21 protein-coding genes are annotated in these 22,590 nt (G+C 61.8%); 4 read left to right on the forward strand and 17 right to left on the reverse strand.

Translation table 11 applies throughout. The features are described 5' to 3' along the window. The first annotated feature begins 362 nt into the window (after window positions 1-362). Window positions 363-704 (forward strand): zinc ribbon domain-containing protein YjdM, encoded by a 342-nt coding sequence (locus H6X51_RS05445; protein WP_185266510.1) that lies wholly within the window; start codon window positions 363-365, stop codon window positions 702-704. Between the two features lie 9 nt (window positions 705-713). Here H6X51_RS05445 and H6X51_RS05450 read toward each other — a convergent pair whose 3' ends face one another. The 5 genes from H6X51_RS05450 to H6X51_RS05470 form a co-directional block, all read right to left on the reverse strand. Then, window positions 714-1,181: a DUF3429 domain-containing protein gene (locus tag H6X51_RS05450; protein WP_185266511.1), complete on the reverse strand. Its 468-nt coding sequence runs from the start codon at window positions 1,179-1,181 to the stop codon at window positions 714-716. 44 nt (window positions 1,182-1,225) lie between these two features. Next, complete coding sequence (locus H6X51_RS05455; RefSeq protein ID WP_185266512.1) at window positions 1,226-3,268, reverse strand: transglutaminase TgpA family protein; 2,043 nt, start codon at window positions 3,266-3,268, stop codon at window positions 1,226-1,228. Beyond that, entirely contained in the window at window positions 3,265-4,194 is a 930-nt protein-coding gene (locus H6X51_RS05460; RefSeq protein ID WP_185266648.1) for a DUF58 domain-containing protein, read from the reverse strand. The genes H6X51_RS05455 and H6X51_RS05460 overlap by 4 nt, the downstream gene beginning before the upstream one ends. A 29-nt stretch (window positions 4,195-4,223) precedes the next feature. Next, on the reverse strand, window positions 4,224-5,141 hold the full coding sequence (locus H6X51_RS05465; protein ID WP_185266513.1) for an AAA family ATPase: 918 nt from the start codon (window positions 5,139-5,141) through the stop codon (window positions 4,224-4,226). A gap of 74 nt (window positions 5,142-5,215) precedes the next feature. Continuing rightward, window positions 5,216-6,568: a TAXI family TRAP transporter solute-binding subunit gene (locus H6X51_RS05470; RefSeq protein WP_185266514.1), complete on the reverse strand. Its 1,353-nt coding sequence runs from the start codon at window positions 6,566-6,568 to the stop codon at window positions 5,216-5,218. 220 nt (window positions 6,569-6,788) lie between these two features. On the opposite strand from H6X51_RS05470, the gene rnk reads away from it, so the two are divergent. Then, window positions 6,789-7,196, forward strand: a complete 408-nt coding sequence (rnk, locus tag H6X51_RS05475; protein WP_185266515.1) for a nucleoside diphosphate kinase regulator — start codon at window positions 6,789-6,791, stop codon at window positions 7,194-7,196. Window positions 7,197-7,237: 41 nt separating this feature from the next. Here rnk and rmuC read toward each other — a convergent pair whose 3' ends face one another. Continuing rightward, window positions 7,238-8,806: a DNA recombination protein RmuC gene (gene rmuC / locus H6X51_RS05480; protein ID WP_185266516.1), complete on the reverse strand. Its 1,569-nt coding sequence runs from the start codon at window positions 8,804-8,806 to the stop codon at window positions 7,238-7,240. 179 nt (window positions 8,807-8,985) lie between these two features. On the opposite strand from rmuC, the gene H6X51_RS05485 reads away from it, so the two are divergent. Then, a complete protein-coding gene (locus tag H6X51_RS05485; RefSeq protein ID WP_185266517.1) occupies window positions 8,986-10,317 on the forward strand; it encodes a sigma-54 dependent transcriptional regulator in 1,332 nt (443 codons plus the stop codon). 32 nt (window positions 10,318-10,349) lie between these two features. Here the strand turns inward: H6X51_RS05485 and H6X51_RS05490 are convergent, their stop codons facing one another. The 11 genes from H6X51_RS05490 to H6X51_RS05540 form a co-directional block, all read right to left on the reverse strand. Next, window positions 10,350-11,603 carry a hypothetical protein gene (locus H6X51_RS05490; RefSeq protein ID WP_185266518.1) on the reverse strand — a complete coding sequence of 418 codons (1,254 nt, stop codon included), beginning with the start codon at window positions 11,601-11,603 and terminating at the stop codon, window positions 10,350-10,352. 32 nt (window positions 11,604-11,635) lie between these two features. Next, complete coding sequence (locus tag H6X51_RS05495) at window positions 11,636-12,373, reverse strand: hypothetical protein (protein WP_185266519.1); 738 nt, start codon at window positions 12,371-12,373, stop codon at window positions 11,636-11,638. 27 nt (window positions 12,374-12,400) lie between these two features. Beyond that, window positions 12,401-13,099 (reverse strand): C39 family peptidase, encoded by a 699-nt coding sequence (locus tag H6X51_RS05500; protein WP_407925946.1) that lies wholly within the window; start codon window positions 13,097-13,099, stop codon window positions 12,401-12,403. 53 nt (window positions 13,100-13,152) lie between these two features. Continuing rightward, on the reverse strand, window positions 13,153-13,953 hold the full coding sequence (locus tag H6X51_RS05505; RefSeq protein WP_185266520.1) for a hypothetical protein: 801 nt from the start codon (window positions 13,951-13,953) through the stop codon (window positions 13,153-13,155). A 39-nt stretch (window positions 13,954-13,992) separates the two neighbouring features. Then, window positions 13,993-14,559, reverse strand: coding sequence for an adhesin (locus tag H6X51_RS05510; protein WP_221627243.1), 567 nt, complete (start codon window positions 14,557-14,559; stop codon window positions 13,993-13,995). 2 nt (window positions 14,560-14,561) lie between these two features. Further along, window positions 14,562-15,056: a hypothetical protein gene (locus H6X51_RS05515; protein ID WP_185266521.1), complete on the reverse strand. Its 495-nt coding sequence runs from the start codon at window positions 15,054-15,056 to the stop codon at window positions 14,562-14,564. Between the two features lie 419 nt (window positions 15,057-15,475). Then, window positions 15,476-16,171: a TSCPD domain-containing protein gene (locus tag H6X51_RS05520; RefSeq protein WP_185266522.1), complete on the reverse strand. Its 696-nt coding sequence runs from the start codon at window positions 16,169-16,171 to the stop codon at window positions 15,476-15,478. A 62-nt stretch (window positions 16,172-16,233) separates the two neighbouring features. Further along, window positions 16,234-18,387 (reverse strand): adenosylcobalamin-dependent ribonucleoside-diphosphate reductase, encoded by a 2,154-nt coding sequence (locus H6X51_RS05525; RefSeq protein ID WP_185266523.1) that lies wholly within the window; start codon window positions 18,385-18,387, stop codon window positions 16,234-16,236. A gap of 184 nt (window positions 18,388-18,571) precedes the next feature. Beyond that, window positions 18,572-19,162: a DUF1285 domain-containing protein gene (locus H6X51_RS05530; RefSeq protein ID WP_185266524.1), complete on the reverse strand. Its 591-nt coding sequence runs from the start codon at window positions 19,160-19,162 to the stop codon at window positions 18,572-18,574. Between the two features lie 14 nt (window positions 19,163-19,176). Next, complete coding sequence (locus H6X51_RS05535) at window positions 19,177-19,788, reverse strand: DUF4823 domain-containing protein (protein ID WP_235991248.1); 612 nt, start codon at window positions 19,786-19,788, stop codon at window positions 19,177-19,179. Beyond that, window positions 19,785-20,684: a radical SAM protein gene (locus H6X51_RS05540; RefSeq protein ID WP_185266525.1), complete on the reverse strand. Its 900-nt coding sequence runs from the start codon at window positions 20,682-20,684 to the stop codon at window positions 19,785-19,787. The genes H6X51_RS05535 and H6X51_RS05540 overlap by 4 nt, the downstream gene beginning before the upstream one ends. A 190-nt stretch (window positions 20,685-20,874) precedes the next feature. On the opposite strand from H6X51_RS05540, the gene H6X51_RS05545 reads away from it, so the two are divergent. Next, window positions 20,875-22,581: a carboxylesterase/lipase family protein gene (locus H6X51_RS05545; RefSeq protein ID WP_185266526.1), complete on the forward strand. Its 1,707-nt coding sequence runs from the start codon at window positions 20,875-20,877 to the stop codon at window positions 22,579-22,581. The last annotated feature ends 9 nt before the right edge of the window (window positions 22,582-22,590 follow it).

Raw genomic sequence — 22,590 nt, forward strand, 5'->3', positions numbered from 1 at the left:
CTTTATAGGCGGCGTGATTGCGGATTACAGCCTTGATACAGATAAGGGAACTGAACTCGTGATTAAGATGGTTGAACATGAACATGTATTTATTCTCCGACGCCACTGCTGTCCATTGATATGACTGGCTTTACACACGTCTCCTGAAATGGGAAAAATCTGACGCACAAGCTTACAGCTCTAATGGATTTTCTTCAACATATCCTGTTACCAAGGCCGGCCAGAGGCACTGGACATGGGCGCTGAAGGCCCGAGACATCGGCTCTGAAATGGACAATGGAGGCCTGAAGTGCTATGGTCCGGGCCCTTCCGATCAGCCCGTACCGGGCTGGCGAGTCATTGACTTTGTTATAGGTGACATCATGAGCACGTTGCCCAACTGTCCGTCCTGCAATTCCGAATATACCTACGAAGACGGCTCCCTGTACGTCTGTCCCGAATGCGCCCATGAATGGCCGCAGGACAGCGCAGCGGACACAGCATCCGACGAACGCGTCATCAAGGACGCCCATGGCAACCTGCTGCAGGATGGCGACTCCGTCACCGTGATCAAGGACCTGAAGATCAAGGGCTCCTCCTCCGTGGTCAAGGTCGGCACCAAGGTCAAGAATATCCGCCTGGTCGATGGCGACCACGATATCGACTGCAAGATCGATGGCATCGGCGCGATGAAGCTCAAGTCCGAGTTCGTCAAGAAGAGCTGAAGCCAGACCCTAGTACGCCAGCACCAGCGTCGCGCTCCAGGCGACCAGCATCGAGGCGATGATCACCAGGCTGATCGGCCGGCGCAGGCTGGTGTACCAGGCCGGCGCCAGGCCATGCTTTACCGCCCATATGTCGGCAAAATACAGTGCCGCGAAGGCGAAGAAGAACACCGGGATGGCGAAGTTGATCGGCAGGCTCAGGGCGAACCAACCCAACAGCGGTGGAATCACCGACAGTCCCAATTGCATCGGCGCCCGGTCACTGGCCTCATCGGCACGCATAGCCAGCCCCCAGTGAATGGCCCCCATGAAGGCCAGAATCACCGCGGCAAAGGCCAGGAACTCCTCCATTACCCACTCGCGCCAGGCTTCCGGGGTCAGCCACATGCCCAACGCGCCAGTGACGAAGGGAGCCAGCCCGGCAAAGGTAAGCCCGACAGCCAGTGCCGGTGGGCGTGTGGCGTTGAAAGGATGCATCGAGGCTCCCGATTATTGTTCAGTGGTGAATGAATCCGCCCACATTACCGCCCCGATTCACCATCAGGCAAGCCCGCCAGGGTGATTGGCCGGGGTGGCCTGCTGCGCGGCAAGGCCCGCAGTAGCGCACACAATCTGCGCTCCAGTTGTGGCGAGCCGCCACCGCCTGGTTGCCTGCTCGCGTAGGCCAGGCGCACATATTCGTCGAAAAAGCGGCTGATTTCCACTCGCTGCCCAGGCAGGGCCAGCAGCAGCCGCTGCTCCCAGGCACGCGGCCCCTCGCCGGTCGCAGCCTGCAGTTGCAGTCGCGCCAGGCGGCGGTTGAGCTTGAGCCAGGCTCGGCCTTGCCGGTTCAGCTGCCGGCGTGCCGGACGCAGTATCCACCAGGCCATCGGCAGCATGCACAGCAAGATTATCACCAGCGATACCAGGCCGATCCGCTGCCAGTCGGCGGAGCCCAGCCAGCGGCGGAAGAACTCGGTCTGCCGGTCGCTCTGATAGCCCAGCACGCGCAACTGCCACTGGTAGTTCAGGTCGTCCCAGAACAGCCGCGCGTTGTTCAGCCAGCCGATATTGCGATAACGCACCGCCGTCAGCGGCGAACCCTCGAGGAAGCTGCCCTCCCCCTGCAACGCCTCCTGCAACCCCTGCTCGATGCGCTCGGGCGCCACCTGGAAGGTCGGGTCGACCGAGATCCAGCCCTGCCCCGGCAGCCAGGCCTCGACCCAGGCATGGGCATCGAACTGGTGCACCAGCACATAGTTGCCCCGCGGGTTGACTTCCCCACCCTGATAGCCGGCCACCACCCGCGCCGGGATACCAGCGGCGCGCAGGACGAAGGTCATGGCGCCGGCAAAATGGGCGCAGAAGCCGCGGCGACTGTCGAACAGGAACTCGTCATTGCTGTGCCGGCCCAGCGGCGCCGGACGCAAGGTGTAATGGAATGGCTCGCGGTTGAAGTGGCTCAGCAGTGCCTGCAGTAACTCGGCATCGTCCGGGTGCTGCTGCCGCAGCTCATCGGCGAAGGCGCGGCTGCGCGGGTCCATGCCCTCGGGCAATTGCAGGCTCAGCTGGCGTTGCAACGGCTCCAACTCCTGCGGCTCCAGCAGGCTGTCCGGATAGGACGTGGCCCGGTAGGCCATGCCCTGGCTCAGCGGCCGACGCGCCTGCAGAATGAAGTCCCGGTTCAGCAGCAGCCGCTCGTCATCGCTACTGGCCCCGCGCAGGCTGAATACCCAGGGTTGGTGACTCGCGCTGGTGATCACCTGGTAGCGGTATGGCTCGCCCTGCGGCACCCAGTTACGCGGCATGCTGCCCGAAGCGAGCGGCGACTGGCTCCAGCGGCGGCCATCGAAGCTTGTGAGGGTCATCGCCCGCCAGTACAGCTGCGGCTGCGCTGGCACTGCACCATCGAAGGCAACGCGAAAGGCCAGCTCAGCGGAACGTGCCAGCTCCGCCACATCCGCCGGTGCCATGCTTTCCGCCAGACCGGTACGTGCCTGCTGCCCGGGCGTGTTGACCGCCCACAGCGGCCCCATGCGCGGGAACAGTACGAACAGCACCAGCATCAGCGGCACCGCCTGCAGCAGCAGTATGCCACCGGTGCGCATGGCCCGCGCCGGATCATTGCGACCCGGCGTCTGCTGCAGGCCGACCAGCGCCGCCACCAGCACCAGCAGCGAGAAGCACTGGAACAGCGCCAGCGCTATGCTCTGGTCGAACAGAAAGGCGGTGGCGACGATGAACAACCCTAGGTAGATGACCACCAGCGCATCACGCGGTTTGCGCATCTCCAGCAGCTTGAGCATGAACAGCATCAGCAACAGCATCACCGCCGCGTCCAGCCCGATAAGCGTTCCCTGCGCCAGGTATACGCCCAGGGTCACCGCCGCCAGCGCCAGCATGCGCACCGGCAACCCCGGATACCCCCAGCGCATGCGCTGGATCTGTACGCGCCAGATCGCGCAGCCCAGCCACAATCCCGCCACCCACAGCGGCAGGCGCGGCAGGTGTGGCATCAGCGCCACTATCTGCGCGGTCAGCAGCCAGACCAGGCTGTTCCGCGGAATCAGCGCATGCCCGCTCATCCCGCCACCCCATGCAAAGCCAGCGCCCGCAGGCAGGCGTCGCGGTGCGCCTCACCCAGCGCCGGACCGATACGCTTGCCCGGCAGTTCCAGGCCGTAGGGTTGGCGCCGCTGCTCCAGTTGCAGCACCCAGCCGGTCAGGCAGCTCAGTTGCTGTTCCAGGGATTGCCCCGGCGCCTGCGCCAGCGTCAACCACTGGCTGGTGTGCCGGGGTTCGGCGAACACTTTGCTGTGCAACCCCTGGCCACGCGACCAGGCCCGCCAGTCCAGGCGCCTTTTCGAATCACCCGGCTGGTAACTGCGCAGGCCCTGGAAATCGTCCACGCCTTCGGCCAGCAATTGCTCGCCCTCGCCGACACCACCGGCGGCCAACCCCGGCAGCGGCAGGTTCAGCGGCCGGGGGTAGACCAGCACCTGCCAGTCCAGATCCACCAGGCTCCAGGCAACGAACCAGCCCAGCGGATAACGCGTTTCCACTCGCAGCCGGCCGGGGCGCAGCCAGCCACGCTGCGCAGTTGGGTAGTACAGCGACAATGGCGTGCTGAGGCGCGGCTCGACATCCACCTGGCGCGGCAGGCTGGACGGCCAGGACAACACCATGGCCTGGTGCTCACGACGTTCGGACAACAGGGTCAGGTTCAACGGAGCCTCCTCGCCGGCGAACACCGGCAGGCTACCGTTGGCCTGCAGTTCGAGACCGGCAAGATTGCGATAGGTATGGTGCAGCCCGACCCAGAACAGGCTGCCGAGCAGGAACACCACGGCATAGACCAGGCTGTTCTGGTAATTGATGGCACCAATCAGCATGATCACCAGTAGCAGCAGCAACCCCATCCCGGCACGGGTCGGCATGATGAAGATGCGCCGGTGATCCAGGCGCACCTGGCTGGCTGGCGGGATGCGCCTTTTCAGCCAGCGCTGGAACATGGCGCTGCCCTGCCCGCCGATACGGCTGATCAAACCGCCGACACCTCGTTCAGCAAACGCTGCGCCAGGCTGCCGCCACCGTGCCCGGCCGGATCATCGCTGGCGCGCAGGCGATGCCCAACCACCGCCGGCAGTACCGCCTGCACATCCTCGGGGATCACGTAGCCACGGTTCTCCAGCATGGCCCAGGCCCGTGCCGCCGCCAGCAAACCCAGGCTGGCACGCGGCGACAGGCCCCAGGCGCACAGATGACTTTCCCGGGTGCGGGTCACCAGCCGCAGGATATAGTCGATGATCGCCTCGCTGGCGGTGATCTGCGGCACCTGGGCCTGCAACGCCTGCAGTTGCGCGCGGCTCAACACCGGTGCCAGGGTATCCAGACGGGCACGCCCGGTATCGCCCTGCAACAGCACCTTTTCCGCCGCCGGCGCCGGGTAACCCAGCGACAGGCGCATCAGAAAGCGATCCAGCTGGGATTCCGGCAGGGAAAAGGTGCCGCCCTGCGACGCCGGGTTCTGCGTGGCGATGACGAAGAACGGCTCTGGCAGCGGCCGGGTGGCGCCATCCACGGTGACCTGGCCCTCTTCCATGGCCTCCAGTAACGCGCTCTGGCTCTTGGGCGTGGCGCGGTTGATCTCGTCGGCCAGCACCAGTTCGGCAAAGATCGGCCCCGGGTGGAATACGAAGGCACCGGTATTGCGATCGAACACCGAGGTGCCGAGGATATCGCCGGGCAGCAGGTCGCTGGTGAACTGGATCCGTTGGTAACTCAGGCCCATGACCCGGGCCAGCGCCTGGGACAGGGTGGTCTTGCCCATGCCTGGCAGATCCTCGATCAGCAGGTGCCCCTTGGCCAGGATGCAGGCGACCGCCAGCCTGACCGCCTGCTGCTTGCCCAGCAGCACCTGGTTGATCGCATCCGTTGCCTGTTTCAACACGTCCCTCATGTCCACCTCTTGTCTGCCCGTTAGCGCATAGTATGGCTCAGCCGGCGTACTGCAAACCCCGGCGCAATGCGCGGTCACAAAGCTGGCACATCCGTCCCGGCATCGTCCTCCTCCTGCATCTGCCGCAACCGGCTGATCATGTAGCTGACATGCAGGTGCAGGCTGTACAGCTCATGGGCGTAGGACAACGGCACATCGACCTGCGTCAGCTCGTCCTCCAGGGTCAGCAGGGCCTCGATCTCATGTTCCAGCACCTGATGGATGCCACCGTTGTGGATCAGCTTGTCCACCCGTCGCAGGTGCGCGTACCAGCGATAGACCCGGGCCCGCATGCGCCAGGCATACAGCGGGCCCATGCTCTTCAGCAGCGGCAGCATGATGGCGATGAAGGGGATCAGCAGCACCACGTAGCGGTCAACGATGGAAGCGATCCAGAACGGCAGGTAACGCTGCAGGAAAGGCACCCCGCGCTCATGGTAATAGGCGGCTTCGGCGCTGAGTTCCAGCTCCATGGGCGTCGCAGCCGGAAAGCTGCCCGGCGGATCGAGCAGGCTGCCCTGACGCAGCACGTCGCTGGTTGCCTGCAGTACCAGCGAAGCCAATGCCGGATGGAAGGCGTCATTGACCACCAGGGTGGCCACCGGCGACAGCAGCTCGGTGCGCTCGGCCGGGATGTTGCGCTGCAGGTCGAACAGCCCGGCGGGCACGCTCAGTTCTTCCAGGAACGGCAGGCGGGCCGCCAGCGCCTCGGTCTGGCTCAGGTTGACCAGCTCAAGATCCGGGTCGGCCAGCAGTTCGCGGACCATGTCATTGTCCACCGGCAGCACGAAGAACGCCGCCTCCAGCTCACCGGCATGCAGCGCCCTGGCCGAGGCGCTGCCCGACAGCTGCTGCCAGTTGCCGTCGGCCAGGTCCTGCGTACCGGCCTGCTCGTCCAGTTGATTGAATACGCTGCGCACCACCGCCCAGGTACCACTGCCGACGCTGCCCACCGAGACTGCCCGCCCCTGCAGGTCGCTGAGACGGGAGATACCCGCATCACGGCGCTGGAACAGCCACAGCGGCTCATGGTAGATGGCCCCCAGCGACTCCAGACCTTTCAGCCGCTGCGGCTCGACCAGGCTGGTGGTGCCACTCTGGATCAACCCCAGTTGCACCGCACCGGTGCCGTCGCTGAGCCGTTCCAGATTGTCCACCGAGCCACTGCTGGTACGCAGCTCCAGGGTCAACCCCTCTTCGGCCAGACGCTCCTGCAGCGCCAGCGCGAAATGATGATAGCCACCGCTCTGGCCGCCGGTGGTCATGACCAGGGTGCGTGGCGGTGCCGGATCGAGAAAACGGAACAATGCCCAGGCCAGCAACAGCGCCAGCGGCACTATCCAGAGGTTGGTACGAACGAACAGCGCCACCTGTTTCACCACATGCATGCGTCAATCTCCCTGTCTTCCACCAGAGTAGTCTAAACGGCCCGGCTCAGCGGGACCATGCCAGCCGGCATAGCGGCCAAATAGCGGGGGGATCTTGCAAGAAGATTACATTCTGGTACTGTCTACCTATGCCGGTGTTCTGTCGGCTTCCTTACATGTATTTCCCAACTACCGTTTTTTTTATTTTTTATTGTTTCGACAAGGAGTAATGCTGTTCGCCATGAGCAAATCACCCTCTATCGTGCTCACCCGTCTGGATGTTCAACGCCTGGACGAGGTGTTGAATACCCTGGACGGGCCGATCGACCTGCTGGAGGCACTCGAGAACGAGATGCTGCGCGCCAAGGTCGTGAGTCACAAGCGCGTTGATCCGGATGTGGTCACCATGAACTCCAAGGTGCGCTTCGTGGATGAGACCAGCGGTCGCGAACTGGTATTGACGCTGGTATACCCCGACAACGCCGGCAAGGAAGGCACCATCTCGGTACTGGCTCCGGTGGGCATTGCCCTGCTCGGCCTGAAGAAAGGCCAGAGCATCGACTGGACCGGCCCCAATGGTCGTCCGCTGAAGCTCAAGATCATCGACATCGAATACCAGCCGGAAGCCAGCGGCGACTTCCACCTGTAAAGCCCGGCGCTTAGCCGGGCCTTCCTCCTCACGTATTACCCTCAGGTTTCCAGTGTATCTGCAGTATCCGCGGACGCGTCGTGGCCGAGCTCAAGCTCGGCACGATCGGTCCAGCCATCCCCCAACTCCGCTTTAACAGATACACCCAACTCCTTGAAATCATTGACCTGCTTGACCAGGTTGCCACGCCCACTGACCAGCTGAGCACAGGCTCTGTGGTAGGCCTCGCTGGCCTTGTCCAAGCTGCTGCCGATGCTTTCCATGCTGCCGAGGAAGGTACGCAGCTTGTCATGCACCCGTGCAGCACGTTCGGCCAGCTCGGCGGTGTGGCGGTTCTGGTCCTCGAAGCGCCACAGCTGGCGCACGATATTCAGGCTGGTCAGCAGCGTGGTCGGCGTGGCCACCAGCACATTCTGCTCGATAGCTTTCTGGAACAGGGTTTCATCGGCCTTGAGCGCCTCGACGAAGGCCGACTCTATGGGCACGAACATGAACACCATCTCCGGCGCGTTCAGCCCCGGCAGTTCGAAATAGTTACGTTCGGAGAGTTCGCGGATGCGCTGTCCGAATGCCTGCACGTGCTCGGCCAGCGCCAGCCGGCGCTCGCTGTCGTCTTCGCTGTTGATGTAACGGGTGTAGGCATTCAGCGAGACCTTGGCATCGATAATCAGGTGCTTGCCCTGGGGCAGGTAGACCAGCGCGTCCGGACGCTGGCGCTGGCCCTCGGCGCTGGTCATGCTGACCTCGCGGCGAAAGTCGACATCGGCGCGCAGCCCGGAGCGCTCCAGTACGTTCTCCAGTATCAGCTCACCCCAGTTGCCCTGGGTCTTCTTCTGGCCGCGCAGCGCGGTACTCAGGTCATGGGCCTCCTGGGTGATCTGCTGGTTCAGTTGCTTGAGCTGCAACAGTTCCTGGGCCAGTGCCGCCTGCTGCTGGGTGTCCTTGTGATGGATGTCCTCGACCTTGCTGCGGAACTGTTCGATCTGCTCGCGAAACGGCTTGAGCAACGCATCCAGCGATTGCTGGCTGGTCTGAGTGAAGGTCTGACCCTTGGCCTCGAAGATGCGCCCGGCCAATTGCTCGAACTCCAGCTTGAGCTGTTCGCGGCTGTCCTTGAGCAATTGCTGCTGCTCATCGAAGTGCTGCTGGCGCTGCTCCAGGGTCGCCTGCACGGTCGAGTGCTCCACCCGTAGCTGCTCATGTGTCTGCTGCAACTGGTGCAGACGTTGCTCCAGGGTCTGGCGTTCGGCTTGCAGCTGTTCGCGCTGGCGCAGTTGCTCCTGCGCCAGGGTTTGGAAACGTTCGGCGCGGCGCTGCCATTCATGGCACTGGCGCTCGCTGTCGGCCAGCCGCGTATTCAGGGCTGCCTGTTCGGTGGTGCTGCGCTCCAGTGCCTGCTGCAGGTGTTCGATGCGGGTTTCCATGCTGAGCTGGCCAGCCAGTTGCTCATGCGCCTGCAGTTGTTGCTGCTGATACTGCACGGTCAGCTCATCGAGCCGATGCCTCAGCAGCGCCTCCCGGCGCAGCAGTATCCAGCCAGTGAGCATCCAGCCGCCGAACAATGCCAGGCTGAGCAGGGGTAACAGAAAGCGTGCTTCATTCAGGGGCATGGGTGTCTCCTTTGGCTTGCCGGTATTATCCCCACGTCAGGTCCATTATGTAACCGTTGGTCCGAATGTGCCGGCCGGATACGCGGCATCACCCGATGGTGGGGTGCAGACGTTGCAGCCCGGCGTGTTTCTGCTAGGTTACATAGATATTGCAGACAGCTCATTGAGCAAGGACTCTCATGCTGGATGTCTCTCCTATCCCACCTCGCCGCCTGCTGCTGGTCGACCCCTGTGACGAGTGCGCCGCATTGCGCGCCCATCTGGGCAGCGCTGGCTGGGAGGTGCACAGCGCGGCGCTGGATGACGTCGGACGTCCGACCTGTGACTTGGGCATGCTGCGACTGCACCCGAGCCATATCGCCAACCTGAAGAAGGTCAAGGTACTGATCAGCCGGACCGGCATCCAGTGGGTGGCGGCAGTACCCCAGGAGCTGCTCGGCCAGCCTGGTGTCGGCCAGTTCATCGCCGAATGGTTCCTCGACTATCACACCCTACCCTTCGACCAGAGTCGCACCCATATCGCCCTCGGTCGCGCCTGCGGCATGGCTCATCTTCAGCGCCAGCAGCAGCGCAGCGGGCCGGAGGAGGAGTTCCTGTTCGGCGACAGCGATCAGGCCCGGGCCCTGCGCAAGCTGATAGCCCGGGTCGCGCCCACCGACTCACCGGTGATGATCCGTGGCGAAAGCGGCTCGGGCAAGGAGCTGATCGCCCGCGCCCTGCATGCTCAATCCCGGCGCCAGGAGGCGCCTTTCGTCGCGGTCAACTGCGGTGCCATCCCCGAGCAGTTGATCCAGTCCGAGCTGTTCGGCCATGAAAAGGGCGCCTTCACCGGAGCTCATCAACGCAAGATCGGTCGTATCGAGTCAGCCCATGGCGGCACCCTGTTCCTCGATGAAATCGGCGATTTGCCGGCGGAGCTGCAGGCCAATCTGCTGCGTTTTCTGCAGGAGATGCAGATCGAGCGGGTGGGTGGCAACAGCACCATCGAGGTGGATGTACGGGTGCTGGCCGCAACCCATGTCGATCTGGAGGCGGCCATCCGCGAGGGGCGTTTCCGCGAGGACCTCTACTACCGGCTCAATGTACTGGAGGTGCGCACCACGCCATTGCGTGAACGCCACGCCGACATCGCGCCGATGGCCATGCATTTCGCCCGGCTGTACATGGCCGAGATCGGTCGCCGGCCACGCAGTTTCAGTACCGAAGCCATCAGCGCCATGCTGAGCCACAACTGGCCCGGCAATGCCCGCGAGCTGGCCAACCGGGTACGCCGGGGCATGGTGCTGGCCGATGGCCGGGAAATAGAGGCGGCGGATCTGGGGCTGAGCCAGCCGGTAGCAGTCGGTGCGGCTCGCATCGAGAGCCTGGAGACCAGCCTGCTGCGCGCCGAGCGTGAAGCTCTCAGCGTGGCGCTGGGTCATTATCCGGACAATATGCTCCAGGTTGCCCGGCAACTGAAGATTTCCCGCCCGACCCTTTATCGCCTGTTGCGCAAGCACCAGATCCGCTGAATTTAGCTGATCCGGTGCCAACAGCGACTCCGCTAGAAGTAATACGGAAACTTCAGGCTGACACTGAAATCCGGTGCATCCGGGGTCAGACCCATGGACAGGTTGGGCACCATGGTCAGCTTGTCACTGATCGCCCAGGTCATGCCGATATTGAAATAGGCTGCATTGGCGTCACTGCCGTTGACCGTTTGCCAGCCACCACCCTCATACCTGATCCGGCTATGCCGGCTGATCAGCTCGGAGAACGACATGGACATGCTCATCCGCTCGTTCAGGGCAAAGGCCATCCCCAGCCCGAACTGGAAGTAATCACCCAGGTTCACCGTACCCGGCACTCGCACGCCCTCCTGCGGGCTGATGTCACTGAAATCCCGGTCGAAATTGTGCGTGTAGGCCAGGTTGGCAAACACCACCGCCGGGTCCATGGTTTTCACTACCGCCAGGCCTGCGGTAGCCGACCAGACTCCGTTACCGGTAGGCAGGGTTTCAGGAACATTCAGGTTGTCGTTGTCCGCCTGGCGCTGCAGCTTGATGCCATAGGGATGCCGGCCGGTGGGGGCTTTTATCCGCAGGCTGACCACCGCGTCCGGTCGGGATATGCCTTCGTCGAGAAACTTGTAGGACACCCCGAAGCTGACATCACCTATGTCTGGATCCCCGGTCACGGTCGCCTCGCTGTAGGAGGTACTCGCCCCCCCTGCACCCGCCGATTGATAGGTTGTTTCCCGGTAGACGAAGGGTACGTTCACATCGAACTGCCAGCGCTGGCGCCAGTTGTAGCGCGCCGTCAGGTCGAAGGTGAAGGTGTCGGCGTTGATTTCATCCACGCCCAGGTTACCCAGGAAGATGGCATCCAGCGCCAGGAAGCCGTTGAGAAACAGCTGCCGCGTATCGTAATGACTGTAGGTGAAGCCAGGCTCGATACTGAAGCGTCCACCGCCGAAGAAGCCACTGGCCTCCTGATACAGTGCCTCGACACTGGGTGCCGGCTCCGCTTCATCGCGCAGCGACTGTCCATAACCGGCCCCAGCCCCTGAGCCGGCAGGCGCATTGCTGGCAACCTGGCGAACAGGGGCCGGCCGTTGTGCCGGTGGGGCAGCGCTACTGCTGCCCTCCAGCTGTCGCAGACGCTGTTCCAGAATCATCAATGCATTCTGCTGCGCCTCGTAACGTTGCCGTAGTACTTCCACCTCACGGCGCAACGCTTCTTCCTCACTGGTCTGGGCGATAACCGGGACACTGCTACCCAGTGCCAACAACAGCACCCATCCTGCTGATCTGCGCATGGTCCATCTTCCTTGTAGTAATGACGGGTTGTTCAGAACCCAATTGGGCGCAACGCGCGTAGTTGTTCCAGGGTACAGTGGGCAAAGTCCTGCCCAAGGGGCAGATCCCTGAGCCCGACACTCAGCGTCGTCAGGTTGCGTACGCTATTGAGGTCCCCGGTGAAGTTGGCCTGCTGCACCACATTGCCATTGCCGATCTGCTGCAGCGCCGCCCCCTGGGTGCCCGCATCCAGCAGAATCTTCAATCCGCCACCCTGGCGATCGACCAGCACCTTGCCCACCTCGTTGACGAAACGGGTGCTACCACTCCAGGGAGTTGAAGCCGTGGACGGTGCCATCTGTCCATCGCCACGGGAGACAATGATCTCCAGGTTGTTCAGGCCATCATTGAAATCCCCGGCACTGCGCACACTCTGCGAGATGCCCTGCACATCGGTCAGGCCGGCGCCACCGAGTACCAGGCCGGTACCCGGCATCACCGTGCTGCCATCGGCCTGTGACTGGCTGGACAGGTCGGTGATATGCAGGCTGGGTTGGGCCTTGCCATTCATTTCGAACGTCACTGCTGCACCGACGCTCTGCCCGGCGCCGTTTTCCCAGACAGTGCTCATGGTCACGCCAAAATGGATGATGCGACCCGGCATCACGTAGCGGCCGCGCAGGTCGCCCAGCTCGGCATCACTGAGTTCTGCAGCGCGGAAGGGGTTGGCCGCATGGGCGGGAAGACTGAACATGAGTAGCAGAGCCGTAAGCGACGCAAGGTTTTTCATGGCCTTTCTCCCGCAATTGCGTTGTTCTCAGAAAAAGTCGCTCTGCAGAAAACCAAACTCCATCAACTCGGCATCCTTGACTGGGCTGAACCTGTCCAGTCGATGTCTGGCAGTCAGTGGCTCCGGCGGCGTCAGGAGCGCATTCTCGCGGTTGTAGCCGGGGCCGATCACCGCGAACACGATGCCGTTCCAGCCCAGGGTGAATTCTTCAATGGGCATTTTCTTGTGTCCGAGTACCGGGTCACCGATATAGACCCAGTTGTCACTGCTTACCTGCATCACCACAAAATGCTTGTAGCCACGCACATCCAGCAGCACGATGGCCGGCACCTTCACTTCTGTCAGTTGCGCCGGTTGCAGACGGTAGCCTCGCGCCCTCAGCCCCAGGGTCTCGGCATAGCGCTTCATGTCCAGCATGGAAAAGCCCATTTGCTGAACCAGCTGCGGATCGGCGCCAGCCAGCATGCCTTCGATCACCTGTTCCTCACTGAAATCCCAGCCGTAGGCTTCGTTCAGCAGCGTAGCCATGGCGGCAGCGCCACAACTGAAATCGGTCCGTTGCTGCACCAGATTGGCAAAGCGTCGCTCGCGCATGCTCTGCAGGGGTTTGAACACCACCCCACCACCCGGCAGAATCGCCAGCGGTTTGGGGCTGGCCTGAACATTCAGCGGGCCCAGTAGCATCAGCGTGCTGATCAGCATCAGCCAAGGCAGGATCTGTTTCATGAGTGCGTGCTCGCATCGGCAAGAGCCCGGGGTTGCCCCCGGGCCCGCAACCCTTACGGGCAGCCAGTACAGCCTGACGCGATGGCCAGGGTGTTGCTCTGCTGGTTGGCACCACCCGCAGCAATGTTCACCCCGGCATTACCGGAGAAGCCATTAAGCGAGCTGACCATGCTTGCGTTGTTTTCCACATCCAGGTTCCTGGAGGGGGTTGGAGTGGGTTTCGGGCCTGGCTTCCAGCCAGTGGCCACCGCACCGAGGGAGTCGACATCCACACCGTTGATGGTGGAACCGCCCACAGCAACCTGCAGAACCTCGATGGAGGCGTCGGCATAGTGTGCTTCCGAGGCGTTGGCAATCGCCGCATCGTTTTTCTGCTGGTTGAAGGCGCCGGCAGCAACGTTCAGACCCAGGTTACCGGAGTAGCCATTGGCGACGCTGTCAACCGATGCATTGTTGGTGACATCCTGATTGAGCAGCTGGTTGCCAGCATTCACCTGCAGCACACCAACGCTGGCCTCGGTACCGAAAACGAAGTTGGCATCAGCATCGGCGGTCGAGATGGCCAACGCGTTGGCCTGCTGGTTGGTATCACCGGCAACCACGTTCACACCGGCGTTACCGCTGCCTCCATCCAGCGAGCTGTTGACCGCGGCATTATTCTCGGTACCGAGGTTGTCCACCGAGTTGTACAGACTGATCTGCGCGTCAGACACGCTGGCGCTCGACCAACCCTGCTGGGGCGGAGTCGGAGTCGGGTTCGGGTTGGGGCCGCCACCACCTTTGGCCATGGCCCCCATGGAAAGAGATGCTGCAACAACAAAGGCGATCGCTGTAATCTTATGCTTGGTATTCATGACCTGATTCCTTGTGTGGCTTTCTTTCATTTGGGTGTACTACTCCAGAATTCGGATGCCGAGGTTGTTGACCATGCGGTTGCCAACCCCGGCAGCCTGATTCAGCTGAACCACACCGCGACTGTCGATGAATGCCTGGTCATCGATATCGACCCGACGATCACCTGTCTGACGTGATTCTGCAGCTGAACTGAATGACGACCGCGCAGCGCTTTGCGCCAGGCTGCTGTCGTCCAGGCTTTCGGGGCGCACACCGGCACCCAGGCGAAAGCCATTGATCTGTTGATTGGCAGCGCCGGCGCTCTGGTTGATGCCCAGCACACCGCTGCCACCACTGAATGCATCACCGCTGATGCTGGCCTGCATGGTCGAAGGAATATGAGCCGCTGGCAGTTCTTCCCGATGTTGCTCAACCCTCACTCCAGGCATGCTGCCCGGCGAGATGGCGCGGGCATTGGCCTGCTGGTGCGCCTCCCCCGCCGCCTGGTTGAGCATCAGATTGCCCTGGTAGCCGCTACCGCTGGCGTCGATCAGCGCGCTGCTGTCACTGGCTACAGCCAGGCTGGACAGCAGGCAACCCAGGGCGAGCAGGTAATACACAGGCATGATCATTTCCCCAGGTTCTGCAAGGGGCGCAGCCCCTGCTGCACACTACGATTGACATCCCCTGCGACCCGCCCGGTGGCACCCGTTGCCCCGCCACCACCGGCGCTGTTGCCCGTGATGCCCAGGCCACCTCGGCCCGGCATATGGGCAGCTGGCGATTGATCGGCCGACTGGGAAAATATCTGCACACCATTCCCCAGGCTGGTGCCACTGGTCACACCGGCGAAATCGCTATCGGAGATTTCCAGTGGCCCGGTTCCGCCACGCAGGGAGTTCCTGATCTGGGTGGACTTGTCGGGATTGACCACATTCGGGTTGGGATCGGGTACCAGTTCCTGGCGTGCAGCGGCCCTGGGTTGTACTTCACGGGAAATGATGATGTCACCACCGGCGGCCTGCGCCTGAACCTGGGTCAGCACACAGATGATCAAGCCTGCGATGCAGACCAGCAGTGGTGTAACCAGAGAGGAGTGATAGCTGCCCATTGTCGTGTCCATGTGGTGGCTGTATCAGTTGCATCCGCTTGCATCGATACAGAGCAACGCCCATGCCACAACAAAAAACACTTTGATTTTCATTGCGTTAGGATAAAAACATGACTCAGCGGTACTGACGGTGTTTCAGACCTGTTACACCTGGCATGCTGGCTCCGAACCGAGCCGGGCGCGCTACCCCACGGAACATCGGGGTTTGCTGGGGAAAGCCGAGGGAGGCCGGGGCCTGATCCCTGTCTCAGAAATGAGAATGCACAGGGTGAGCACTGCAGAATCAATGACTTCGAGTGCTTGCAGTGTCTCAGAAATGATAAAAGGCGGAGAATACGCCCTGGAGAAGAGCCGGCAACCGGGGAAAACGGGACGGGAACAAGTCAGACGTGACGCTGCACCGGCACCGCCGATGCAGCGGGTGAATCATGTCAGCCGCACTTGCTGTCGCCACAGGCCAGGCAGGTCAGGCAACCATCCATCTGTACCGCGGCCTTGGTGTGGCACTTGCCGCACAGCTGAGCGCCGGACGGATAGGTCTCGGTACTGTCATCACAATCGGCAGCGGCCTGGTTCGGCGCCGTGACGCTATTGAACTCGGCGCGCTTCTGCTCCAGGTAGGCGCGCTGGTGCTCATCCATCTCATTCTTGATCAGGCCGATATGCTTGAGATGGCGCTCCAGTACGTCACCGATTTCCGCCACCAGCGACGGCATCCAGCGGCCGCCACGCTTCATGTAGCCGCCCTTGGGGTCGAATACGCTGTTCAGCTCCTCGACCAGGAAGGTGCAGTCGCCACCCTTGCGGAACACCGCGGAAATGATCAGCGTCAGCGCCGAGATCCACTGGTAGTGCTCCATGTTCTTCGAGTTGATGAAGATCTCGAAGGGCCGGCGGATCTCATGATCGCTGCCGGGGTTGAGCACCACATCATTGATGGTGACGTAGATCGCGTGCTCGGAGGTCGGCGTCTTGATCTTGTAGGTCGAGCCTTCCAGATGTTCCGGGCGCTTGAGTTTTTCATGCATCTCGACATAGGTGGGTGCAGGAGCTTCCGGCGCCTTGGCCGGCTCGTCCGGCTTGACCACCGCATAGTCGACGATCTTGCTGTCTATCTTGAGTGCCATATCCATCATCCTCGCCCCGCTGCATGGCGGGGCCGTGTCATTGTCTTCAGCCCGGTGCGTGCTCAGAACTTGCCGTAATAGCCTTCCTTAAGCGCATCGTACAGGTTGGCTGCGCTATGCGTTTCGCCGTCATACTCGATTTCATCACCGCCCCTGGCTTCGACAACGCTGCCGTCCGCCAGGGTGAAACGGTAGGTGGTATTGGCCAGGTCCTGTTCCTTCACCAGCACACCCTGGAATGCCTCGGGGTTGAAGCGGAAGGTAGTGCAACCTTTCAGTCCCTTGTGATAGGCATACAGGTAGATGTCCTTGAAGTCCTCGTAGGGATAGTCGGTCGGCACGTTGGCGGTCTTGGAGATCGACGAGTCGATCCACTTCTGCGCCGCGGCCTGCACATCCACATGCTGGGTCGGGGTGACGTCATCGGCGGCAATGAAGTAGTCCGGCAGGTTGCGCGACGCCGCTTCCATATCGGGCAATGCCTGCGGGTCGACGAACGCGCGGTAGGCGAGCAGCTCGAAGCTGAACACATCGACCTTTTCCTTGGACTTCTTGCCTTCGCGGATCACGTTGCGGAAGTAGTGATGGGCGAAGCTCGGTTCGATGCCATTGGAAGCGTTGTTGGCCAGCGACAGGGAAATGGTGCCGGTGGGTGCGATGGAGCTGTGATGGGTGAAGCGCGCACCCTTCTCCGCCAGCGCGGCAACCAGTTCGGCATCTTCCCCGGCGACCTGTTGCATATAGCGACTGTACCGGGCCCAGAGCACCTTGCCCTTGACCTTCTGCCCCACTTTGAAGCCGTCTTTTTTCATTTCCGGGCGCTTGGCCAGCATCGCGCCGGTGATGGTGAACTCCTCCTCCATGATCGGCGCAGGCCCCTTTTCCTCAGCCAGTTGCAAACCGGTGCGCCAGCCCTGCAGGGCCATTTCCCGGGAGACCCGCTCGGTGAACTCCAGTGACTGCGCATCACCGTACTGCATGCGCAGCATGGTCATGGCCGAGCCCAGGCCGAGAAAGCCCATGCCATGGCGACGCTTGCGGAAGATCTCGTTGCGCTGCTGCTCCAGCGGCAGGCCGTTGATCTCAACCACGTTGTCGAGCATACGGGTGAAGATGTCCACCACCTTGCGATACTCGTCCCAGTCGAAACGGGCGTTATCGGTGAAGGGCTCGCGTACGAACAGCGTCAGGTTGATCGAGCCCAGCAGACAGGCACCATAGGGCGGTAGAGGCTGCTCGCCGCAGGGGTTGGTGGCGCGGATTTCCTCGCAGAACCAGTTGTTGTTCATCTGGTTGACCCGGTCGATGAGGATGAACCCCGGTTCGGCGAAGTCGTAGGTGGACGTCATGATCATGTCCCAGATGCGCCGCGCCTTCATGGTACGGAATATACGACAGGCGACCAGCCCATCCTCGCGAGTGACATAACCTTCACTGCTCGGCCATTCGCGCCAGATCACCTGGCCGGCGTCGTTGACATCGATATTGTCCACCTCCGCCTCAGCCTGGCTCAGCGGAAACGCCAGTTTCCACTCGCTGTCGGACTCCACCGCGGCCATGAACTCCTCGGTGATCAACAGCGACAGGTTGAACTGGCGCAGGCGACCACCTTCGCGCTTGGCGCGGATGAAATCCGCCACATCCGGATGGCCGATATCGAAGGTGGCCATCTGTGCGCCACGCCGGCCACCGGCCGAGGACACGGTGAAGCACATCTTGTCGTAGATATCCATGAACGACAGCGGGCCGGACGTATAGGCGCCAGCACCGGAGACATAGGCGCCGCGCGGACGCAGGGTGGAGAATTCGTAACCGATGCCGCAACCGGCCTTGAGCGTCAGCCCGGCCTCGTGCAGCTTGGCCAGGATATCGTCCATGGAGTCGCCAATGGTCGCCGATACCGTGCAATTGATGGTCGAGGTGGCGGGCTTGTGCTCCAGCGCGCCGGCATTGGAGGTGATACGCCCGGCCGGAATGGCACCATGGCGCAGGGCCCAGAGAAAGCGCTCGTACCAGGTTTCACGCAGCTCCGGGGCCTCGACCTGCGCCAGCGCGCGGGCGACGCGCTGATAGGTCTCATCAACGGTCTGGTCGATGGCCACGCCATCCTTGGTCTTGAGTCGATATTTGCTGTCCCAGATATCTTCCGAGGCAGGCTGCATGGGAATGTTGGTGACCACATCATGCAAACGCTGCACTTTGGCTGATTGACTCATCATCTTCTCCTGAAAGCGTGCTTCCGCGCCGGAGCTGCCGATGGTCAAGCCCATCTACCCCGTCAGGGAATCACTACCTGTTGTGCGTGGAGATGATGCTATGCCCATATATGGTAAATATCAACCGCGCAGACTGTATTGTCTTGCGTCTGCGACATCTTGCCTCTCGCCGCTCCTGGCACCGTCAGGCTCCAGCGTCCAGGCCATCTATCGGGAAGAACATGCCGGCGCTCCAGACACCGGTACGCTGCACCCCATCGACTTCCTGCTCGATGGCCAGATCAGCCAACTGATAGAACACATTGCGATGAATCAGCGCCTGCAGGTTGGTGCGCAGCAGCACATAGGGTGAAGGCTGCCGAGTCTGCGCATCCACCTCGACCCTGATCGGATGTTCCTCGCCCGCCACGACCCGGTGTTCGAGACTGGTGAAGAAGGCCAGTCGCTGCTCCTTCCCCTGCCCCTCCACCTCCAGGCGCACCGCGACAAAGGGCACATCGTCGACTTTAATGGCCCAGCGCTCGACCGGCGTCACCAGGTAGTAGCGACCATCCTCGTCCAGCCGCAGGATGCCGGAGAACAGCTGTGCCAGCGCCTTGCGGGTAATCGGCCCACCCTGGTAGTACCAGGTGCCGTCGCGGGCGATATGCATGTCCAGCTCACCGCTGAACGGCGGCTGCCACAGGTGCACCGGGGCTGGCTCACGGGCATCCCCGCTGGCCGATTGCGGAAGGCTTTGCAGCAGCGATTGCGCTGGTGGTTGTCGATTGTCCATGAAATTCTCCGTACTCAGGGCCTGCCCAACAGTTGACGGGTATAGTCCTGCATCGGTTCCCGCAGCAGATCCTCCGGGCGCGACTTGTAGAAGGCCAGGAAGCCGGTGCGACTCTCGATGGTGACGAAGTCGATGACCCGCTCGGTGGCAGCCTCCATCAGCAGCAACTGCAGTACCACGCGGTCCCGCCCGACATGCCCGTCCTGGGCGGTCTGCTCGCCCTGTTGCGGGCCGGCGCTGCTCTGCGCGCTGGCGAAGCGGGTATACAGCAGATAATCCAGCCCCTGTTCGCGGGTGCGGGTCAACGCCTGATCCAAGCCCAGCGGCTGCTCGGCCCGCTGCACCATGGGAAACACCTGTACCGCTGCGGCGAAGGCTTCTTCGGCGAGGATGTTCGGCCTGGCATAGGTGTGTCCGACCGGGACGAAGTGGCTCTGGGCGATATACAGGTGCGAGTCGGCCTGCAACCGCCAGTTGCCACTGCGCTTGATCCGGTAGTTGTCCAGCAACCCGGCGTCGCTCAGGTAGTAGCGCCCCTCGTCACGCATCTGCGATGGGGTGCAGGCACTGAGCAGCAGCAATGCCAGCATCGTCATCAGCCCGGGAATCATTGCGGTCAGCTTCATAGTCCACGCATCCATTCCGGGCGCAGCCCGGCTTGCTCGGGTTGTTCGATGGCCTCGCGGACCTGCGCCAGCAGGCGTGGCTTGTCAGCGCCCAGGACGCCCTTGAGCACCAGATAATTGGACGCGTGATCGCTGCGAAACACCGTATTGTCCAGCTCCAGCGCCGAAAGCAGCTGCTCTGTCTCGCGAAACAGACCGGCCTGATCCAGCGGCTGGAAGTCCGTAAAGCGTGCCTGGTAACGCTCCAGGCCATGGGGAAAGCTGACCACCAGGGTGGACAGGTAATCGGGCTGGGTCAGGTTCATCAGCCTTGCCGAATTCGCCGCATGCTGCTCGGACAGGGAATGCCCGCCCAGGCCGTTGAGAATCATCACCGAGGTCTGCAACCCAGCCTCCCTGGCCTTGAGCAATGCCTCGGCCGTGGAATCGAAGGTCTCCCCCTTGTTCACCCGCTGCAGTACCTGGTCGTCGCCCGATTCGGCGCCGACATACAGCATTCGCAGTCCCGCCTCGCGCAGCTGCCGCAGATCATCCACCGACTTGCGCCGCAGGTTGCGCGGCAGGCAGTAGGAGGTGACCCGCTGCACCTCGGGCATATGCTCGCGTATCGCTTCCAGGATACGCAACAGGCGGTGGGTCGGCAGCACCATGGCATCGCCATCGGCGAGAAACACCCGCTGCACAATCAGTTGCTCCCCGCTGCGACGGATCTCCTCGAGCACCTGCTGCTCGTCCCGTGCCCGAAACTTCTTCTGCGGTGCGGTATACATGTCGCAGAAGGTGCACTGGTTCCACGAACAACCGTTGGTCACCGGCAGAATCAGCGAATGCGCCTCGCTCGGTGGCCGGAACACCGGTTCGATGTAGTCGATGGGAAAGCTGGCCAGGGCTGACATGAATCGCTCCATATGAAAGTCCGGCATGCAGTTTACCGGATAGCCAGGGCAAGGTGCTCGCCTGCATTGCGCCCTGCCCCTCATCACCCGTATGGGTTTAGCGCGTGCCGGGCAATTCTTTTAAGGTTTGCCTACCAACACAAGGCACTTTGCCAGTGCCGTCGGCTGGATCATCATACGGATAATAACAATGCAGAAAAGCCCCATTACCTCCCAGCGTTTCGTGCTCTCGTCACTTGCCACCCTGGTTCTGGCCGTCAGCCTCAGTGGCTGCCTGTCAGGTGGTGGCGGGAGTAGTTCTTCTACTTCAGAGCCACAAACACCCGCGGATCCGTTACAGATCGATACCGCTACCGGGGAGTTTCGAGGCATAGAACTGAACGGTCTGAGAGTCTTCCGGGGAATTCCTTATGCCGAGCCACCGGTAGGAAATCTGCGCTTGGCACCTACGGTAGCCGCAGTAAAACTCGAGGGTGTTCAGCAACTGAGTGAGGCGTTTTCCAGCGAATGTCCACAGACCAATGTAACCACTGGCGCCGTCACCGGTAACGAAGATTGCCTGTACCTGAATGTCTACGCTCCGGCTGAGGGCGAAGATCTGCCAGTCATGGTCTGGGTGCATGGCGGCGCCTTCATACTGGGAAATGGCGGCGGTGAATATGACCCTACCCGTCTGGTAGAGCAAGGCGTGATTGTCGTTACGCTCAACTATCGCCTGGGCCTTCTGGGTTTCATGGCACACCCGGGACTGGAGCACGACGGTGGCAACTTCGGTTTGATGGACCAACAGCAGGCGTTACGCTGGGTGAAGAACAACATCGCCGGTTTTGGCGGCAATCCTGACAATGTCACGCTGTTCGGCGAGTCGGCAGGTGGTCACAGCGTGCTCAGCCATATAGTGTCGCCCCGTGCCCAGGAAGAGAAACTCTTCAACAAGGCCATCATCCAGAGTGGCTCCTACGCCTCAGGTCAAATGCCCAAGGCGTACGCGCATCCGGCTGCATCCGCATTGCTGTCCACGCCCTGTGCAGATTTCGACTCAGTCCGTGAGTGCGTCAATGAGCTCAGCGTGGAGCAAATTCTCGCCATTCAGGGCGGAGAACAGTCCGTACCCACGGTAGACCCGGCTGGTGATCTGCTTCCGGTGTCGATTGCCGAGGCACTAAGTGCCGGTGAGTTCGATTCCGAGCTGAGCATCATGATTGGCAGCAATCAGGATGAAGGCACTCTCTTCGTCGCCCTCGATGAGTTAGGCGGAGGCATGGTGCCGCTGGAGGCTGGCGGTGAAACCGAATATCGAGCCCGTGTGCAAGCACTGCTGGCTCCCTTCGGTATCAACGGTGACGCTGTCGCCACTCACTACCTTAGCGAATTCGCTGGGCAGTCAAGCCCACTGTCCCTGGCCCTCTCGGCCATCTGGACCGACTATATGTTCGCCTGCAGCAGCCGTCTGCATGCTGGACTGTTTTCGCGACAGGGTGTGGATACCTACAATTACTGGTTCACTGACGAGAATGCCCCATGGACCATGGTGCCGCCGCAAATCCCTACCCCAGTAGGCAATATCCCGATCAGCTTCCCATTCGGTGCCACCCACGCCGGTGAAATTCCCTACATCCTGTATTCGGCGGACACCATGCGCCAGCGCTATGCCGGCTCGGAGGAAGATGTCGATCGCCTGGCCGGATACATGGTGGAATACTGGACTAATTTCGCCAAGCACGGCGATCCGAATGCCACAGACGGAGCTAGCCCCAGTTGGCCCACGTTCTCTACAGCAAGCCAGGCCCTGCGTCTCGATCTGCCGCAACCGCAAACCGAGCCTGCTACGGCCTTCAATGACTATCACCGCTGTGCCTACTGGGCAAACCCAACACTCAACCCACCGCTACTGTGATACCCAACC

This window comes from Halopseudomonas xiamenensis, assembly GCF_014219065.1.
Taxonomy (GTDB): domain Bacteria; phylum Pseudomonadota; class Gammaproteobacteria; order Pseudomonadales; family Pseudomonadaceae; genus Halopseudomonas; species Halopseudomonas xiamenensis.

Excerpts from the sequence above, each read along its gene's own strand:
- H6X51_RS05445 (WP_185266510.1), top strand. The coding sequence starts at position 363 with ATGAGCACGTTGCCCAACTGTCCGTCCTGCAATTCCGAATATACCTAC.
- H6X51_RS05450 (WP_185266511.1), bottom strand. The coding sequence starts at position 1,181 with ATGCATCCTTTCAACGCCACACGCCCACCGGCACTGGCTGTCGGGCTT.
- H6X51_RS05455 (WP_185266512.1), bottom strand. The coding sequence starts at position 3,268 with ATGAGCGGGCATGCGCTGATTCCGCGGAACAGCCTGGTCTGGCTGCTG.
- H6X51_RS05460 (WP_185266648.1), bottom strand. The coding sequence starts at position 4,194 with ATGTTCCAGCGCTGGCTGAAAAGGCGCATCCCGCCAGCCAGCCAGGTG.
- H6X51_RS05465 (WP_185266513.1), bottom strand. The coding sequence starts at position 5,141 with ATGAGGGACGTGTTGAAACAGGCAACGGATGCGATCAACCAGGTGCTG.
- H6X51_RS05470 (WP_185266514.1), bottom strand. The coding sequence starts at position 6,568 with ATGCATGTGGTGAAACAGGTGGCGCTGTTCGTTCGTACCAACCTCTGG.
- rnk (WP_185266515.1), top strand. The coding sequence starts at position 6,789 with ATGAGCAAATCACCCTCTATCGTGCTCACCCGTCTGGATGTTCAACGC.
- rmuC (WP_185266516.1), bottom strand. The coding sequence starts at position 8,806 with ATGCCCCTGAATGAAGCACGCTTTCTGTTACCCCTGCTCAGCCTGGCA.
- H6X51_RS05485 (WP_185266517.1), top strand. The coding sequence starts at position 8,986 with ATGCTGGATGTCTCTCCTATCCCACCTCGCCGCCTGCTGCTGGTCGAC.
- H6X51_RS05490 (WP_185266518.1), bottom strand. The coding sequence starts at position 11,603 with ATGCGCAGATCAGCAGGATGGGTGCTGTTGTTGGCACTGGGTAGCAGT.
- H6X51_RS05495 (WP_185266519.1), bottom strand. The coding sequence starts at position 12,373 with ATGAAAAACCTTGCGTCGCTTACGGCTCTGCTACTCATGTTCAGTCTT.
- H6X51_RS05500 (WP_407925946.1), bottom strand. The coding sequence starts at position 13,099 with ATGAAACAGATCCTGCCTTGGCTGATGCTGATCAGCACGCTGATGCTA.
- H6X51_RS05505 (WP_185266520.1), bottom strand. The coding sequence starts at position 13,953 with ATGAATACCAAGCATAAGATTACAGCGATCGCCTTTGTTGTTGCAGCA.
- H6X51_RS05510 (WP_221627243.1), bottom strand. The coding sequence starts at position 14,559 with ATGCCTGTGTATTACCTGCTCGCCCTGGGTTGCCTGCTGTCCAGCCTG.
- H6X51_RS05515 (WP_185266521.1), bottom strand. The coding sequence starts at position 15,056 with ATGGACACGACAATGGGCAGCTATCACTCCTCTCTGGTTACACCACTG.
- H6X51_RS05520 (WP_185266522.1), bottom strand. The coding sequence starts at position 16,171 with ATGGCACTCAAGATAGACAGCAAGATCGTCGACTATGCGGTGGTCAAG.
- H6X51_RS05525 (WP_185266523.1), bottom strand. The coding sequence starts at position 18,387 with ATGAGTCAATCAGCCAAAGTGCAGCGTTTGCATGATGTGGTCACCAAC.
- H6X51_RS05530 (WP_185266524.1), bottom strand. The coding sequence starts at position 19,162 with ATGGACAATCGACAACCACCAGCGCAATCGCTGCTGCAAAGCCTTCCG.
- H6X51_RS05535 (WP_235991248.1), bottom strand. The coding sequence starts at position 19,788 with ATGAAGCTGACCGCAATGATTCCCGGGCTGATGACGATGCTGGCATTG.
- H6X51_RS05540 (WP_185266525.1), bottom strand. The coding sequence starts at position 20,684 with ATGTCAGCCCTGGCCAGCTTTCCCATCGACTACATCGAACCGGTGTTC.
- H6X51_RS05545 (WP_185266526.1), top strand. The coding sequence starts at position 20,875 with ATGCAGAAAAGCCCCATTACCTCCCAGCGTTTCGTGCTCTCGTCACTT.